Source organism: Variovorax sp. ZS18.2.2, from assembly GCF_024701975.1.
Lineage (GTDB): Bacteria > Pseudomonadota > Gammaproteobacteria > Burkholderiales > Burkholderiaceae_C > Variovorax.
Genome location: NZ_JANLNM010000003.1, coordinates 494,529 through 509,390 on the forward strand (window position 1 = coordinate 494,529; position 14,862 = coordinate 509,390).

A 14,862-nucleotide genomic window follows, 5' to 3' on the forward strand; every position below is an offset into this window, starting at 1 on the left:
CCTGCTCTTACGAAAATGGCCGCTAGTGGCCGCTTCTATGATGCAGCCATGAGTTGGATCCCCCGCCTAGCGACCTTTTGCCTTGCCGCCCTGCTGATGTGCGGTGGCGCCATGGCGCAGCCAGACCTCGGCGGCAGCGCCACCTCGCTGCCCGCGCCAACCCCCACGGTATCCGAGCTGCGCGATCAGTTCACCAAGATCACCGCCACGGCGGACACCGACGACGACGCGCGCAAGCTGCTCACGCAGATCAACGCGATCGGCACGCAGGCCGACAAGTTCGTCACCGCCCGCACCGGTGAGCTGGCCGACCTGAACGCCCGGCTCGGCGAACTCGGCAACCCGCCGGCCGCGGGCGCCACCGAAGACCCCGACATCACCCGCCAGCGCGCACGCCTGACGAAGGAGCGCAATGCGCTGGATGCCGACATCCGCCTCGCGCGCCTGCTGTCGGTCGACGTGCGCCAGCGCGGCACCGACCTCGTCACCCAGCGCCGCGCCCTGTTCGAGGCGCAGCTCACCGAGCGCGCGGCCTCACCGCTGAGCGGCGAATTCTGGAACGACCTGCGCGAGGCCTGGCCCGACGACCTGGAGCGGCTCAAGACCATGACAGCCGCCCTGAACGACGGCCTGCAGACCGCGCTCCAGCCCGAGACCCGCACCCGGGTGATCGCCGCCCTGATTGCCGCGCTGCTGCTCGCGGTGGTCGGCAACTGGGCGGCCGAACACCTGCTCACCCGCCTCGCCGCACGGTGGCTGCCGGCCGGGCGCCTGCGGCGTTCGGTGCTGGTGATCGGCATCGTGGGCAGCCATGTGCTGCTGGTCGCGATCGCGGCGCACGGCTTCGTGGAAGTGCTCAAGGCATACGCCACCTGGGAGCCGCAGGCGCGCAAGGCGCTGCAGTCGTCGGCGCAGGCGCTGGTGTTCATGGCCTTCGTGATCGGGCTCGGCCGCGGCCTGCTCGCCACCCGCCGCCCCTCGTGGCGGCTGCCGCCGATTCCCGATGCGATGGCGACCCGCCTGGCCGCACTGCCCTGGCTGGTCGCGCTGGTCGCGGCGCTGGCCTGGACGCCCGCCGAGATCAACGCGCTGATCGACGCCAGCTTCGCGGCCGTCGTGGTCACGCACGTGCTCACGGCGCTGGTGCTCACCACGCTGGTGGGCGCGGTGCTCTACCTGGTGAAGCCGCTGCGCGCGGACGCGTCCGATGCCGGCCTGCCCGAGCGGCCGATGTGGGTCGGCCTGCTGGTGGCGCTGATCGGCGTGCTGATGATCGCGATCTGGGTGCTGGTGGCCGTGGGCTACGTGGCGCTCGCGAGCTTCCTGGCCTCACAGCTCACCTGGAGCGGCATCGTGGCCGCGGCCTTCTACGTGCTGTTCAAGTTCGCCGACGACGTGTTCATGGCGCTGGTGTCGTCGCGCAGCACCTTCGGCCAGCGGCTGCAGAAGAGCTTCAACCTCGCGCCGCAGACGCTGGACCAGGCGGCCACCGTGCTCTCGGGGCTCAGCCGGGTCGGACTGTTCTTCTACATGCTGATCGCGCTCGCCGCGCCGCTGGGCACCGGGCCCGGCGAGGTGTTCCAGCGCAGCGGCAAGTTCGGCACCGGCGTGAAGGTGGGCGAGTTCCAGCTGGTGCCGGGCGCGATCCTGAGCGCCATCGCGGTGGCGGTGGTCGGCTTCGTCGTGATGCGCGTGTTCAAGCGCTGGCTCGAACGCAGCTACCTGCCCAACACGCAGCTCGAGCCCGGCATGCAGAGCTCGATCACCACGCTGCTTGGTTACGTGGGCGGGATTCTGGTGATCGCCTTCGCGCTCTCGGCCCTGGGCATCGGCATCGAGCGCATCGCGTGGGTGGCGAGCGCGCTGTCTGTGGGCATCGGCTTCGGGCTGCAGGCGATCGTGCAGAACTTCATCTCGGGGCTGATTCTGCTGGCCGAGCAGCCCGTGAAGGTGGGCGACTGGGTGGTGCTGGGCACGGCCGAGGGCGACGTGCGGCGCATCAACGTGCGCGCCACCGAGATCCAGCTGGGCGACCGCTCCACGCTGATCGTGCCGAACTCGGAATTCATCACCAAGACGGTCCGCAACATGACGCTGGCGAATGCCGAGGGCCGCGTGCTGATCCGCCTGCCGATGCCGCTGACGACCGACGCGCAGCGCGTGCGCGATCTGATCCTCGAAGCCTGCCGCGCGCACGAAGGAGTGCTGGAAACGCCTGCGCCGTCGCTCACGCTGGAAGGCATCGAGAACGGGCTCCTGATCTTCCAGGCCATCGCCTATGTGGCAAGCCCACGGCTGGCAGGCGGCGTGCGCAGCGACCTGCTGTTCGTGATCCTCGACGAGCTCCGGAAGGCCGCGCTGCCGATGGCGACGCCGACCACATTCATGATGGCGCCCACCGAACCGGCTGCCGCGGCACCAGCGCCCGCGACGCAGAACTCGCCGATCCCCGGCATGCCGACCTGAGGCTCACTCCAGCGGCAGGGCCGTGGTGCACTTGATCTCGTTGAGGCACACGCTCGACCGCACGGCCGACACGCCGGGCATGTGCATCAGCGTGTGCATCAAAAACTGCGAGAGCGACTCCAGGTCGCGCGCAACCACCTTCAGCACATAGTCGAAGTCGCCGGTCACCGAGTAGCACTCCAGGATCTGCTTCAGATCGGCGATCAGGTCCTGGAACTTGGGCAGTTCGTCGACATGGCCGCGCGCCATGGTCACGTGGATGAAGGCGATCACGCCCAGGCCGACGTGGCGCGCGTTCAGATGGGCGGCGTAGCCGTTGATGAGGCCCAGCTCTTCCAGGCGCCGATGACGCCGCATGCACTGCGCGGGCGACAGGTTGGCCACCTCCGACAGCTCGAGGTTGGTTGCGCGGCCATGCACCTGCAAGTGCTCAAGAATCCGCCGGTCGATCCGGTCGAGTTCGATCTCGTGCAATTTCATCTCTTACATCCTCCATTGGATGCAATTATGTTTCTCAAAGCGGGGTAAGCCCGATGAGTCCATGCACCTTAATTGTGCAAAGTACGATCTAGACTTCGAGGCTGCCGGGATTGCACGCGCAATTCCCGACGCCGCTGAATTCCCCGCCCCGGCGCACGCCGGCGGCCTCACCTCAGACGCACCCATCCCCCATCCGGAGACCCTCACGTGAAAAACGCCCTGCTTCGCACCCCTTTCAGCGCCGTCGCCCTGGCCCTCGGCATGCTGTCCGCCGCGCCCTCGTTCGCGGCCGACACCAAGTCGGTGGCCGTCACGGCCATCGTCGAGCACCCGGCGCTGGATGCGGTGCGCGACGGCGTGAAGGCCGAGCTCAAGGCGGCCGGCTACGAAGAAGGCAAGAACCTCAAGTTCAGCTACCAGAGCGCGCAGGGCAACGTGGGCACCGCCGCCCAGATCGCCCGCAAGTACGTGGGCGATGCGCCCGACGTGATCGTCGCCATCGCCACGCCTTCGGCGCAGGCCGTGGTGGCCTCCACCAAGACCATTCCGGTCGTGTACTCGGCCATCACCGATCCGGTGGCCGCCAAGCTGGTGAAGAACTGGGAGCCCTCGGGCACCAACGTGACCGGCGTGTCGGACCTCTCGCCGCTCGAGAAGCACATCGGCCTCATCAAGCAGGTGGTGCCCAACGCCAAGCGCATCGGCGTGATCTACAGCCCCGGCGAAGCCAACTCGGTGGCCATCGTGGCCTCGCTGAAGAAGGCTGCGGCCGATGCCGGCATGACCGTGGTCGAAGCCGCCGCCGCCCGCACCGTGGACGTGCCGACCGCCGCGCAAAGCCTCGTCGGCAAGGCCGACGTGATCTACACGCCGACCGACAACAACGTGGTCTCGGCCTTCGAGGGCATCGTGAAGGTCGCCCAGCAAGCCAAGCTGCCGGTGGTGGCCGCCGACACGGCCACCGTCGAGCGCGGCGCCGTGGCGGCCCTGGGCCTGAACTACAACGACATCGGCCGCCAGACCGGCAAGATCGTCGTGCGCATCCTGAAGGGCGAGAAGCCCGGCACCATCGCCTCGCAGACCAGCACGAACTTCGAGCTGGTGGTGAACCCCACCGCCGCCAAGGCGCAGGGCGTGACGCTGTCCGAATCGCTCTTGAAGAGCGCCAAGGTCGTGGCCACGAAGTAAGAAGCCAGCTTCTTTATGTCGCTCATCGCTTCGCTGGGCGCCATCGAGATCGGTCTGATATTCGGACTGGTCGCGTTGGGCGTCTTCATGTCGTTTCGCATCATCAATTTCCCCGACCTCACAGTGGACGGCAGCTTTCCGCTGGGCGCCGCCGTGGCCGCGACGCTGATCGTCCTGGGCTGGAATCCGGTTGCCGCCACCGCGCTCGCCTGCGTCGCCGGCGCCGCTGCGGGCTGGGTCACGGCCTGGCTCAACGTCAAGTTGAAGATCATGCAGTTGCTCGCGAGCATCCTGGTGATGATCGCGCTGTACTCCGTCAACCTGCGGGTGATGGGCAAGCCCAACGTGGCGCTCATCACCGAGCCGACCGTGTTCACCATGGTCGACTTCGGCGGCATGCCCGAGCAATGGGCCAAGCCGCTGTTGCTGCTGCTCATCGTGATCGTCGCGAAGATCGTGGTCGACATGTTCTTCGCCTCCGAAGCGGGTCTGGCGATGCGCGCCACCGGCGGCAATGCGCGCATGGCGCGGGCCCAGGGCATTTCGACGGACTTCCACACGATGGCGGGCCTGGCGCTCTCCAACGCGCTGGTGGCGCTGGCCGGTGCGCTGTTCGCGCAGAGCCAGGGCACGGCCGACATCTCGATGGGCGTGGGCACGATCGTGATCGGCCTGGCCGCGGTGATCATCGGCGAGACGCTGCTGCCGGCGCGCAGCATGGTGATCACCACGCTGGCCTGTGTGCTGGGCGCGCTGCTCTACCGCTTCTTCATCGCGATGGCGCTCAATACCGATTTCATGGGCCTGCAGGCGCAGGACCTGAACCTGGTGACCGCCGTGCTGGTGGCGGTCGCACTGCTGATCCCCGCCTACAAGCGCAAGCTGCGCGGACTCTTCAAGGGGAAGAACTGATGTTGCGCGCCCAACAACTGGAGATGACTTTCAACCCGGGCACGCCCATCGAGAACCGCGTGCTGCGCGGGCTCAGCCTGGAAATTCCGACCGGCCAGTTCGTCACCGTGATCGGCTCAAACGGCGCTGGCAAGTCGACCTTCTTGAATGCGGTGAGCGGTGACCTGATCGTCGACAAGGGCAGCATCGAGATCGACGGCAAGGACGTGACCCGCATGAACGCCTGGCAGCGCTCGGGCATGGTGGCGCGTGTGTTCCAGGACCCGATGGCCGGCACCTGCGAGGCGCTGACCATCGAGGAGAACATGGCGCTCGCGTGGAAGCGCGGTGAGCGGCGGGGCTTCGGCTTTTCGCTCAACCGGGGCCTGCGCGAGCTGTTCCGCGAGAAGCTGTCGATCCTGAAGCTGGGGCTGGAAAACCGGCTGGCCGACCGCATCGGACTGCTCTCGGGCGGGCAGCGGCAGGCGGTGAGCCTGCTGATGGCGTCGCTCAAGCCCTCGCGCATCCTGCTGCTGGACGAGCACACGGCCGCGCTGGACCCGAAGACCGCGGCCTTCGTGCTGGAGCTGACCGCGAAGATCGTCGAAGGCAGCCAGCTGACCGCGATGATGGTGACGCACAGCATGCGGCAGGCGCTGGACTACGGTTCGCGCACCGTCATGCTGCACGAGGGGCAGGTGATCCTCGACGTGGCCGGGCCGGAACGCTCGGGCCTCGACGTGCCCGACCTGCTGCGGATGTTCGAGCAGACGCGCGGCGAAAAGCTCGACGACGACAAGCTGCTGCTGGCTTGATGACGGTTATGGCAGACGCCGTCTTCGTGCGTGCGATGCGTGCGGACGATCTGGACGCGATCCTCGCGATCCAGCTCGCCTGCTACGGCGCGGGCTTCGTGGAAGACGGTGCGCTGATCGCGCGACGATTGGCCGCAGCGCCGGAGACGGGGTGGGTGGCAGAGCATGAGGGCGCTGTCAGGGCGTACCTGGCCACCTATCCCTCGGTTGCCGGCAAGCTCACGGCGCTGCACGGCGAGTTCGAGGTCGCGCCGGACGCCGATGCGCTGTACCTGCATGACCTGGCGGTGCACCCGGGCGCTTCGGGGATGGGCCTCGGGCCGCAGCTCGTTCGACATGCGTGGGCGCACGCGGCGAAGGCCGGCTGGCGGCAGTCGACACTGGTGTCGGTGCAGGCGTCGGTCGGTTTCTGGGAGCGGCAGGGCTATGCCGCGATGCAGCCGGCAGATCCGGCACAGCAGGCCCGGCTCGCGACCTATCCCGGCAGGTCGGTCTACATGGTCCGTCGGCTGGCCTGACCCTGTATCAGCGGCGCCAGCCGCGCATCGCGAACCACTGCACGGTGCCGCAGACCGCCACGAGTGCGGCATAGGTCGTCATCACCCCGTCGCGCCCGAAGACCACTAGGCCGACGACGAGAACCCCGACGCCGGCCCCGAAGGTGACTGCCCACTGCGTCCACCAGCGCGGAACGCCCGTCCGGCGCCCGCCAAGGAAGCGCCCCACCAAGACCAGCACCAGCGCGACGAACGCCGCGGGTGCCACAAAATTAAGCAGGTGATCGAGGAGGGCCAGCAGGTCCATCGGGAGGGGGTGGAGAGGGGCGCCACCATGTGGCGAAGGTTATGGCTGTTATAGGGAAAGCCATTTGTCCCTCGGCAAGCCCCGGGCCGCTGCTGATTTTATAATCACGCCCATGTCTGTCTGGGCTCTCGGCTTGAACCACACGACCGCGCCGCTCGATCTGCGCGGTCGTTTTGCGTTTGCGCTCGATCAGATCGCCCCGACGCTGCAGAGCCTGCGCAGCTCTTTCCCCAGCGGCCGCCACCCCCAGGTGGAAGCCGCAATCATCTCGACCTGCAACCGCACCGAGATCTACTGCGCCTCCGAACACATCGCCCTCGACCACACGGTCGGCTGGCTGGCCGAGAGCGGCGGCGTGGCGCCCACCCTGCTGCGCTCCCACGCCTACACCCTGCACGACGACGAGGCTGCGCGCCATGTCTTCCGCGTGGCCAGCGGGCTCGATTCGATGGTGCTCGGCGAAGCCCAGATCCTCGGCCAGATGAAAGACGCGGTGCGCGCGGCCGAGAACGTCGGCGCTCTGGGCACCACGCTCAACCAGCTGTTCCAGCGCTCGTTCGCGGTCGCGAAAGAAGTGCGTACTGCCACCGAGATCGGCGCGCATTCGATCAGCATGGCGGCAGCCGCCGTGCGGCTGGCCGGACAACTCTTCGAAGACCTGCGCAAGACGCGCGTGCTGTTCGTCGGCGCGGGCGAAATGATCGACCTCGCGGTGACGCACTTCGCGGCCAAGGAGCCGAAGTCGATCGCCATTGCCAACCGAACACTCGAACGCGGCGAGAAACTCGCCACGCGCTTCGGCGGCGAGGCGATGCGGCTCGCTGACCTGCCGGCGCGGCTTGCCGAATTCGACATCGTGGTGAGCTGCACCGCGAGCACGCTGCCGATCATCGGCCTGGGCGCCGTCGAACGCGCGCTCAAGGCACGCAAGCACCGCCCGATGTTCATGGTCGACCTGGCCGTGCCGCGCGACATCGAGCCCGAAGTGAAGGCGCTCGAAGACGTCTACCTCTACACCGTCGACGACCTCGCGCACGTGGTGCAACAGGGCCAGGCCAACCGCCAGGCCGCGGTGGCGCAGGCCGAAGTGATCATCGATGCCGGCGTGCAGAGCTTCATGCACTGGCTGGGCCAGCGCAGCACGGTGCCGCTGATCCAGCAACTCAACGCGCAGGCCGACGAATGGCGCGCCGCCGAGATGGCGCGCGCCCGCAAGCTCCTGGCCAAGGGCGAGTCGGTCGATGCGGTGCTCGAGGCGATGTCGCGCGGGCTCACGCAGAAGATGATGCACGGCGCCATGGCCGAGCTGCATGCGGGCGACGCCGCATCGCGCGAGCAGACGGCGCAGACCCTCTCGCGCCTGTTCCTGCGCAAAGAGCGTTAGCGACGCTCGTCAGCGGCCTGGCCTTGCGTGCCGTGGCTCCCTGCGCCATGCCGCTGCACGCGGTATCCGTTCTTCTTTTCGAGTCCCCTCTTCCGTGAAATCCTTTCTGCGCCATCAACTCGAACGCTACGTCCAGCGGCTGGGCGAGCTCGACTTCCTGCTTTCGCGCGAAGACATCATGAGCGACATGGCGCAATACCGCACCATCTCGCGGGAGCACGCCGAAGTCACGCAGATCGCCGGCCGCTACGAGCGCTACAAGCAGCGCGAAGCCGACATCGCCGGTGCAAAGGAAATGCTCGACGACCCCGACATGGCCGAGATGGCCAATGAGGAAATCGCGGGCGCCGAAGCCGAACTGGTGCAGCTCGAGGAAGAGCTGCAGCGCCTCTTGCTGCCCAAGGACCCCGACGACGCACGCAACGCCTTCATGGAAATCCGCGCCGGCACGGGCGGCGACGAATCGGCCCTGTTCGCGGGCGACCTGCTGCGCATGTACACGCGCTACTGCGAACGCGCCGGCCTGCGCTGCGAGATCGTGAGCGAGAGCGCGAGCGAACTGGGCGGCTACAAGGAAGTGGTGATCCGCATCGTCGGCGACGAAGTCTTCGGCAAGCTGCGCTTCGAATCGGGCGGCCACCGCGTGCAGCGTGTGCCGGCCACCGAGACGCAGGGCCGCATCCATACCAGCGCCTGCACGGTCGCCGTGCTGGCCGAGCCCGACGAAACCGTGGCGGTGCAGATCAACCCCGCCGACCTGCGCATCGACACCTACCGCGCGAGCGGCGCCGGTGGCCAGCACATCAACAAGACCGACTCGGCCGTGCGCATCACGCACATCCCGACCGGCATCGTGGCCGAGTGCCAGGACGACCGCAGCCAGCACCGCAACAAGGCCCAGGCGCTGCAGGTGCTGTCGGCGCGCATCCAGGAAAAGGACCGCAGCGAGCGCGCCGCCAAGGATGCCGCGATGCGCAAGGGCCTGATCGGCAGCGGCGACCGCTCGGACCGCATCCGCACCTACAACTTCCCGCAGGGGCGGCTCACCGACCACCGGATCAACCTCACGCTCTACAAGCTGCTGGCGATCATGGAAGGCGACCTCGGCGACGTGCTGGAGGCGCTGCGCGCCGCGCGCGAGGCCGAGCAACTGGCCGAGCTGGAATCGAGCCTGCCCGCGTGATGACCGACGAAGTCACTTCACCCTCCACCGTGGCCGAGGCGCTGGCCGCGGCCGTGGCCTTGGGCGTCGACCGGCTCGATGCCCAGTTGCTGCTGCTGCACGCGCTCGGCCGCGCGCCGCACGACCGCGCCTGGCTGCTCGCGCACGACACCGATGCCATGTCCGATTCGGCCTGGGCTTCGCTTGCGGCGCAGCTGTCGCGCCGCCTCGCGGGCGAACCGGTGGCCTATCTGCTCGGCACGAAGGAGTTCCACGGCCTCGACCTGCGAGTGGACGCGCGGGTGCTGGTGCCGCGCCCGGACACCGAGACGCTGGTCGACTGGGCCCTGCAATGCCTCGAAGGCCAGAGCGCCCCGCGCGTGCTCGACCTGGGCACAGGCAGCGGCGCGATCGCGCTGGCGCTGCAGCATGCGCGCCCGGATGCGCAGGTCGACGCGGTCGATGCCAGCGCCGACGCACTCGCCGTCGCAGAGGCCAACGCTCGGCGCCTCGGCCTGCCGGTGCGCTTTGCCCTGGCCCACTGGCTCGACGGCGCCGCCGACGGCTACGCGGTCATCGCCAGCAACCCGCCGTACATCGCCGCCAACGACCCGCATCTGCCCGCACTGCAGCACGAGCCCTCCTCCGCGCTGGTCGCGGGCGCCGACGGACTCGACGACATCCGCCAGATCGTCCAGAACGCCCCCGATCACCTCGCCGAGGGCGGCTGGCTGCTGCTCGAACACGGCCACGACCAGGCCGCCGCCGTGCGCCAACTGCTCGAAACCCGCGGCTTCGCCGAAGTCCAAAGCCGGGACGACCTGGCAGGCATCCAGCGCTGCTCGGGCGGAATCTGGCGCGCGGTGAAATAATCCCTTCAGCCCCCACTTTTCAGGAGTCCCCATGTCCGACGCCCAGCAACGCATCGACGACCTCGTCAAAACCAACGAACTCGTGCTCTTCATGAAGGGCAATGCCAGCTTCCCGATGTGCGGTTTCTCGGGCCGCGCGATCCAGATCCTCAAGGCCGTCGGCGTCGACACCAAGACGCTCAAGACCGTCAACGTGCTCGAAGACGACGGCATTCGCCAGGGCATCAAGGAATACAGCAACTGGCCCACGATTCCCCAGCTCTACGTGAAGGGCGAATTCGTCGGCGGCTCGGACATCATGATGGAGATGTACGAGTCGGGCGAGCTGCAACAGGTGCTGAACGGCAACCCCGCCTGATTCCCCGAGGCTTGCCATGAGCCACGATCACGCGGACCACGGCCACTCGCATGACCATCCGGGCGATGGCAGCAACGCCTCCCCGGCCTGGAAGCACGACGGCGTGCGCGTGATCGGCGCCAACCAGCTCGACGTCAACACGGCGCAGACGCCCGGCATGAACCGGGCCGCCGCCATCAACTTCGCCCGCGTGGGCGCCCAGAAGCTCTGGGCCGGCACGGTGACCATCCATGCCGATGCCAAGACCGGCGCTCATCACCACGGGCACCTCGAATCGGTGATCTACGTCGTGCGCGGCCGGGCCCGCATGCGATGGGGCGAGAAGCTCGAGTTCACCGCCGAAGCCGGACCGGGCGACTTCATCTACGTGCCACCCTATGTGCCGCACCAGGAAATCAATGCCAGCGCGACCGAGACGCTCGAATGCGTGCTGTGCCGCAGCGACGGCGAGGCAGTGGCCGTGAACCTCGACATCGAGCCTGTAGAGAAACCCGAATCGGTCCTCTGGGTCGACCCGACCCATCCGCACGGCGGCGTCTGAAGGTTTTTCGTGGGCCGAGTCATGGCACCATGGCACTCTTCGCCGTGCCACCATGAACCTCACCCAAAGCCTGCTCATCATCGTCTTGCTGATCGCGATGAGCGCATTCTTCTCCCTTGCCGAAATCACCCTGGCCGCCTCGCGGCGCCTTCGCCTGCGCCAGATGGCCGACGAGGGCGATGCGCGGGCCGAGCGCGTGCTGCGCGTGCAGGAGCAACCCGGCCACTACTTCACCGTGGTGCAGATCGGGCTCAACGCGGTGGCGATCCTCGGCGGTGTCGTCGGTGAGGGCTCGCTCAGCCCGTATTTCGCGCGATTCTTCGAGAGCTGGCTGAGCGTGGAAGCGTCCGCGAGCGTGGCCTTCCTGTGCTCGTTCGTGATCGTGATCGCGGTGTTCCTGGTGTTCGCCGACCTGTTCCCCAAGCGGCTCGGCATGAGCGACCCCGAGCGCATCGCGGTGCGCCTGGTCGGCCCGATGCAGTTGCTGATCACCACTTTCAAGCCGCTGGTGTGGTTCTTCACGCGCTGCACCGACCTGCTGTTCAAGCTGCTCGGCATGCCGATGGCGCGCGACGACAAGATCACCTCGGCCGATATCCTGGCCATGACCGAAGCCGGCGCGCGGGCCGGCGTGCTCGCAGTGCGCGAGCAGCAGGTGATCGCCAACGTGTTCGAGTTGGAGACGCGCCTGGTGAGCAGCGTGATGACGGCGCGCGAGAGCATCGCGTGGTTCCTGCACGACGACCCTGAGTCGGTGCTGCGCGCGCGCATCGTGGCCGAGCCCTTCTCGGCTTACCCGGTGTGCGACGGCGACATCGACCATGTGCTCGGCTATGTCGATGCCAAGGAGATGTTCCAGCGCGTGCTCAGCGGCCAGCCGCTCGCCTTCGACCAGGGCCTCACGCTGCACAAGGCGCTGGTGATCCCCGACCGGCTCTCGCTGACCGAGGTGCTGGAGCAGTTCCAGCAGGCGCATGAAGACTTCGCGATCATCGTCAACGAGTACAGCCTGGTGGTCGGCGTGATCACGCTCAACGACGTGATGAGCACGGTGATGGGCGACCTGGTGACGATGCCCGACGAGGAGCAGATCGTGAAGCGCGACGAAAACTCGTGGCTGATCGACGGCATCACGCCGATCCAGGACGTGCAGCGGGCGCTGCAGATCGACGAACTGCCGCATGCCGACGAGTACGAGACGCTCGCAGGGTTTTTGATGGTGATGCTGCGCCGCGTGCCGAAGCGCACCGACAGCGTGACCTGGGGCGGCTACACCTTCGAGGTGATGGACGTCGACAGCTACCGCATCGACCAGGTCATGGTCACAAAAGCCTAGCTTGAAGTCCTGGCTCGCCCCGCTGGGCAGGGCCGCTTTCGCATATTCGCGAAAGTGAGATTCAAGCTGCCGAACGGTCCTTTTCGCGCTCGCGTTCGCGCGCCTTGTCGTCGTAGGCCCAGAGCCGCTGGTTCGCGAACACGGCGTTCGGGTACGGCGACTTGCCGCGGCTGCCGTTGTAGCGGCCGAGGGTCATGTACAGGTCGCCGTTCTCGCGATCGAGGTAGTGGCGCAGGATCACGCAGCCGAAGCGCAGGTTGGTCTGCATGTGGAAGAGCTTGGCCGAATCGCTGTCGCCGATCACGCGGGTCCAGAACGGCATGACCTGCATGTAGCCCCGGGCGCCGGCGCTCGACACCGCAAACTTGCGGAAGTTGCTCTCGACCTGCACCAGCCCGAGCACCAGGCTCACGTCTAGCCCCGAGCGCTTGGCTTCGTACCAGGCGGTCTGCAGGAATTCCTTGCGCGAGGGCCAGTCGGCGATCTTCTTCTTGAGCCGTTCGCTCATTTCGCCGAGCCAGCGCAGGTAGGCCAGGCGCGCCTCGGTGGTCGTGAATTCCGGCACCGGCGGTGCCTTGTTGTGGATGGCCGAACTCAGTGCGGTGCGCACCGAGTCGATCAGGGGCTCTTCGATCTGGGCGCCGGCGAAGGCAGCCTGCGGCAACACCGCCAGAGACAGGGCGCCCGAAGCCGCGGCGAGCCCGATGCACCTGCGCCGGGAGATGGCCATGCCATCCGCCGCGGCGCTTGCCCCTGGGTCGTCGTTGCAACGGCCGGTGAAGCTCATGCGGCGAGCTTGCCGGCGATGAAGTCGGCGATGCCGGCCGACGGTACCTTCGTCGCCGCCGTGTCGCGGCGGTGCTGGTATTCGAGCTGGCCTTCCTTCAGGCCACGGTCGGAGATGACCACGCGGTGCGGCACGCCGATCAGCTCCCAGTCGGCGAACATCGCGCCGGGGCGCTCGCCGCGGTCGTCGAGCAGCACGTCGACGCCCTTGGCAAGCAGCGCTTCGTAGAGCGCCTCGGCAGCCACCTTGACCTCGGGGCTGCGGTCCATGCCGATCGGGCAAACCACCACGGTGAACGGCGCCAGCGCGTCGGGCCAGATGATCCCGCGCTCGTCATGGTTCTGCTCGATGGCGGCGGCAGGCAGGCGGGTGATGCCGATGCCGTAGCAGCCCATCTCGAGGAATTGCGGCTTGCCGCCTTCGTCGAGGTAAGTGGCGTTCATGTCCTTGCTGTACTTGGTGCCGAGCACGAAGACGTGGCCGACTTCGATGCCGCGCTCGATGGCCAGCACGCCCTTGCCGTCGGGCGAGGCGTCGCCCGCCACCACGTTGCGCAGGTCGGCCACAACTTCCGGTTCGGGCAGGTCGCGGCCCCAGTTGACGCCGGTCATGTGGAAGTCGACCTCGTTGGCACCGGTAATCCAGTCGGCCAGCACGGCCGCCTCGCGGTCGGCGACGAGCTTGACGGGCTTCTTCAGGTTGAGCGGGCCGAGGTAGCCGGGCTTGCAGCCGAAGTGCTCGTCGATCTCGGCGAGCGTCGCGAAGCGGAAGCCCTGGTCCAGGCCCGGCACCTTGCTGACCTTGATCTCGTTCATGTCGTGGTCACCGCGCAAGAGCAGCAGCCAGACCTGCGAGCCTTTCGGGTTGCCGGCCTCGTCGAGGATGTCGGTGGCCAGCACCAGCGACTTGACGGTGCTCGCGAGCGGCACGCCGAGCAGCTCGGCCACGTCGGCGCAGGTGCTCTTGCCGGGGGTCGGCGTCTTCTCGAGCGCCTTGGCGGCCGCGGGGCGCGGGCCGGCCGGGGCCAGCGCCTCGGCCTTTTCCATGTTGGCGGCGTAATTGCTGTCGGGGCAGTAGACGATGGCGTCTTCGCCCGTGGCGGCGATCACCTGGAACTCTTCGCTCAGGTCGCCGCCGATGGCGCCGCTGTCGGCCGCCACGGCGCGGTAGCGCAGGCCGAAGCGATCGAAGATGTTCCGGTAGGCCTGCGCCATCACCTGGTAGCTGGCCTTGGCCGCGTCGAGGTCGCGGTCGAAGCTGTAGGCGTCCTTCATGATGAATTCGCGCCCGCGCATCAGGCCGAAGCGCGGGCGGCGCTCGTCGCGAAACTTGGTCTGGATCTGGTAGAAATTCTTCGGCAGCTGCTTGTAGCTGCGGATTTCCTGGCGGGCGATGTCGGTCACCACCTCTTCGCTGGTGGGCTGGATCACGAAGTCGCGGTCATGCCGGTCCTTGATGCGCAGCAGCTCGGGGCCCATCTTCTCGAAGCGCCCGGTCTCCTGCCAGAACTCGGCCGGCTGGACCACCGGCATCGCGAGCTCGACGGCGCCGGCGCGGTTCATTTCTTCCCGCACGATCGCCTCGACCTTGCGGATCACGCGCAGTCCCATCGGCATGTAGGTGTAGATGCCCGTGCCGAGCTTCTTGATCATGCCGGCCCGCATCATCAGCCGGTGGCTCGCCACCTCGGCATCGGCGGGCGCTTCCTTGAGAGTGGAGACAAAAAATCGGGAAGCTTTCATCGGGATCGGTGTGCTGAATTCGCTGGATTCGACGTT

At 67.5% G+C, this 14,862-nt stretch carries 15 protein-coding genes; 11 read left to right on the plus strand and 4 right to left on the minus strand.

From position 1 onward, the window contains the following. The first annotated feature begins 48 nt into the window (after nt 1-48). On the plus strand, nt 49-2,466 hold the full coding sequence (locus tag NU688_RS16180; RefSeq protein WP_257861718.1) for a DUF3772 domain-containing protein: 2,418 nt from the start codon (nt 49-51) through the stop codon (nt 2,464-2,466). A gap of 3 nt (nt 2,467-2,469) precedes the next feature. On the opposite strand, the gene NU688_RS16185 is transcribed toward NU688_RS16180, so the two are convergent. After that, the gene (locus NU688_RS16185; protein WP_257861874.1) at nt 2,470-2,940 is read right to left on the minus strand and encodes an Lrp/AsnC family transcriptional regulator; all 471 of its coding nucleotides are present in this window, start codon (nt 2,938-2,940) and stop codon (nt 2,470-2,472) included. 267 nt (nt 2,941-3,207) lie between these two features. Between NU688_RS16185 and NU688_RS16190 the strand changes: the two genes are divergently transcribed. From NU688_RS16190 to NU688_RS16205, 4 genes are read left to right on the plus strand one after another with little or no spacing between them, the layout of a single operon-like run. Then, complete coding sequence (locus NU688_RS16190) at nt 3,208-4,134, plus strand: ABC transporter substrate-binding protein (protein ID WP_257861875.1); 927 nt, start codon at nt 3,208-3,210, stop codon at nt 4,132-4,134. Nucleotides 4,135-4,149: 15 nt separating this feature from the next. Then, complete coding sequence (locus NU688_RS16195; RefSeq protein ID WP_257861720.1) at nt 4,150-5,046, plus strand: ABC transporter permease; 897 nt, start codon at nt 4,150-4,152, stop codon at nt 5,044-5,046. Further along, the gene (locus NU688_RS16200; RefSeq protein WP_257861721.1) at nt 5,046-5,840 is read left to right on the plus strand and encodes an ABC transporter ATP-binding protein; all 795 of its coding nucleotides are present in this window, start codon (nt 5,046-5,048) and stop codon (nt 5,838-5,840) included. Before NU688_RS16195 ends, NU688_RS16200 begins: the two co-directional genes overlap by 1 nt. 8 nt (nt 5,841-5,848) lie before the next feature. After that, nucleotides 5,849-6,358 carry a GNAT family N-acetyltransferase gene (locus NU688_RS16205; protein WP_308340307.1) on the plus strand — a complete coding sequence of 170 codons (510 nt, stop codon included), beginning with the start codon at nt 5,849-5,851 and terminating at the stop codon, nt 6,356-6,358. A 7-nt stretch (nt 6,359-6,365) separates the two neighbouring features. On the opposite strand, the gene NU688_RS16210 is transcribed toward NU688_RS16205, so the two are convergent. Continuing rightward, on the minus strand, nt 6,366-6,644 hold the full coding sequence (locus tag NU688_RS16210) for a hypothetical protein (protein WP_257861723.1): 279 nt from the start codon (nt 6,642-6,644) through the stop codon (nt 6,366-6,368). A gap of 112 nt (nt 6,645-6,756) precedes the next feature. Between NU688_RS16210 and hemA the strand changes: the two genes are divergently transcribed. From hemA to NU688_RS16240, 6 genes are all read left to right on the plus strand, one after another. Further along, nucleotides 6,757-8,028: a glutamyl-tRNA reductase gene (gene hemA, locus NU688_RS16215; protein WP_257861724.1), complete on the plus strand. Its 1,272-nt coding sequence runs from the start codon at nt 6,757-6,759 to the stop codon at nt 8,026-8,028. Between the two features lie 94 nt (nt 8,029-8,122). Beyond that, nucleotides 8,123-9,211, plus strand: coding sequence for a peptide chain release factor 1 (gene prfA / locus NU688_RS16220; RefSeq protein WP_257861725.1), 1,089 nt, complete (start codon nt 8,123-8,125; stop codon nt 9,209-9,211). After that, nucleotides 9,211-10,062: a peptide chain release factor N(5)-glutamine methyltransferase gene (prmC, locus tag NU688_RS16225; protein WP_257861726.1), complete on the plus strand. Its 852-nt coding sequence runs from the start codon at nt 9,211-9,213 to the stop codon at nt 10,060-10,062. Before prfA ends, prmC begins: the two co-directional genes overlap by 1 nt. A gap of 31 nt (nt 10,063-10,093) precedes the next feature. Continuing rightward, nucleotides 10,094-10,420 carry a Grx4 family monothiol glutaredoxin gene (grxD, locus tag NU688_RS16230; RefSeq protein WP_013543189.1) on the plus strand — a complete coding sequence of 109 codons (327 nt, stop codon included), beginning with the start codon at nt 10,094-10,096 and terminating at the stop codon, nt 10,418-10,420. 16 nt (nt 10,421-10,436) lie between these two features. Continuing rightward, a complete protein-coding gene (locus NU688_RS16235) occupies nt 10,437-10,961 on the plus strand; it encodes a cupin domain-containing protein (protein WP_257861728.1) in 525 nt (174 codons plus the stop codon). Between the two features lie 52 nt (nt 10,962-11,013). Beyond that, entirely contained in the window at nt 11,014-12,297 is a 1,284-nt protein-coding gene (locus NU688_RS16240; RefSeq protein ID WP_257861729.1) for a hemolysin family protein, read from the plus strand. A gap of 61 nt (nt 12,298-12,358) precedes the next feature. On the opposite strand, the gene NU688_RS16245 is transcribed toward NU688_RS16240, so the two are convergent. Beyond that, a complete protein-coding gene (locus NU688_RS16245; RefSeq protein ID WP_374684658.1) occupies nt 12,359-13,027 on the minus strand; it encodes a lytic transglycosylase domain-containing protein in 669 nt (222 codons plus the stop codon). A 53-nt stretch (nt 13,028-13,080) separates the two neighbouring features. Next, nucleotides 13,081-14,826 carry a proline--tRNA ligase gene (locus NU688_RS16250; protein WP_257861731.1) on the minus strand — a complete coding sequence of 582 codons (1,746 nt, stop codon included), beginning with the start codon at nt 14,824-14,826 and terminating at the stop codon, nt 13,081-13,083. Nucleotides 14,827-14,862: the final 36 nt, after the last annotated feature.

Bases quoted from the DNA above. Each gene is read 5' to 3' on its own strand.
- NU688_RS16190 (WP_257861875.1), top strand. From the start codon at position 3,208: ATGCTGTCCGCCGCGCCCTCGTTCGCGGCCGACACCAAGTCGGTGGCC.
- NU688_RS16235 (WP_257861728.1), top strand. From the start codon at position 10,437: ATGAGCCACGATCACGCGGACCACGGCCACTCGCATGACCATCCGGGC.
- NU688_RS16210 (WP_257861723.1), bottom strand. From the start codon at position 6,644: ATGGACCTGCTGGCCCTCCTCGATCACCTGCTTAATTTTGTGGCACCC.
- NU688_RS16180 (WP_257861718.1), top strand. From the start codon at position 49: ATGAGTTGGATCCCCCGCCTAGCGACCTTTTGCCTTGCCGCCCTGCTG.
- NU688_RS16205 (WP_308340307.1), top strand. From the start codon at position 5,849: ATGGCAGACGCCGTCTTCGTGCGTGCGATGCGTGCGGACGATCTGGAC.
- prmC (WP_257861726.1), top strand. From the start codon at position 9,211: ATGACCGACGAAGTCACTTCACCCTCCACCGTGGCCGAGGCGCTGGCC.
- NU688_RS16245 (WP_374684658.1), bottom strand. From the start codon at position 13,027: ATGGCCATCTCCCGGCGCAGGTGCATCGGGCTCGCCGCGGCTTCGGGC.
- NU688_RS16200 (WP_257861721.1), top strand. From the start codon at position 5,046: ATGTTGCGCGCCCAACAACTGGAGATGACTTTCAACCCGGGCACGCCC.
- NU688_RS16240 (WP_257861729.1), top strand. From the start codon at position 11,014: ATGAACCTCACCCAAAGCCTGCTCATCATCGTCTTGCTGATCGCGATG.
- grxD (WP_013543189.1), top strand. From the start codon at position 10,094: ATGTCCGACGCCCAGCAACGCATCGACGACCTCGTCAAAACCAACGAA.
- NU688_RS16250 (WP_257861731.1), bottom strand. From the start codon at position 14,826: ATGAAAGCTTCCCGATTTTTTGTCTCCACTCTCAAGGAAGCGCCCGCC.
- hemA (WP_257861724.1), top strand. From the start codon at position 6,757: ATGTCTGTCTGGGCTCTCGGCTTGAACCACACGACCGCGCCGCTCGAT.
- NU688_RS16195 (WP_257861720.1), top strand. From the start codon at position 4,150: ATGTCGCTCATCGCTTCGCTGGGCGCCATCGAGATCGGTCTGATATTC.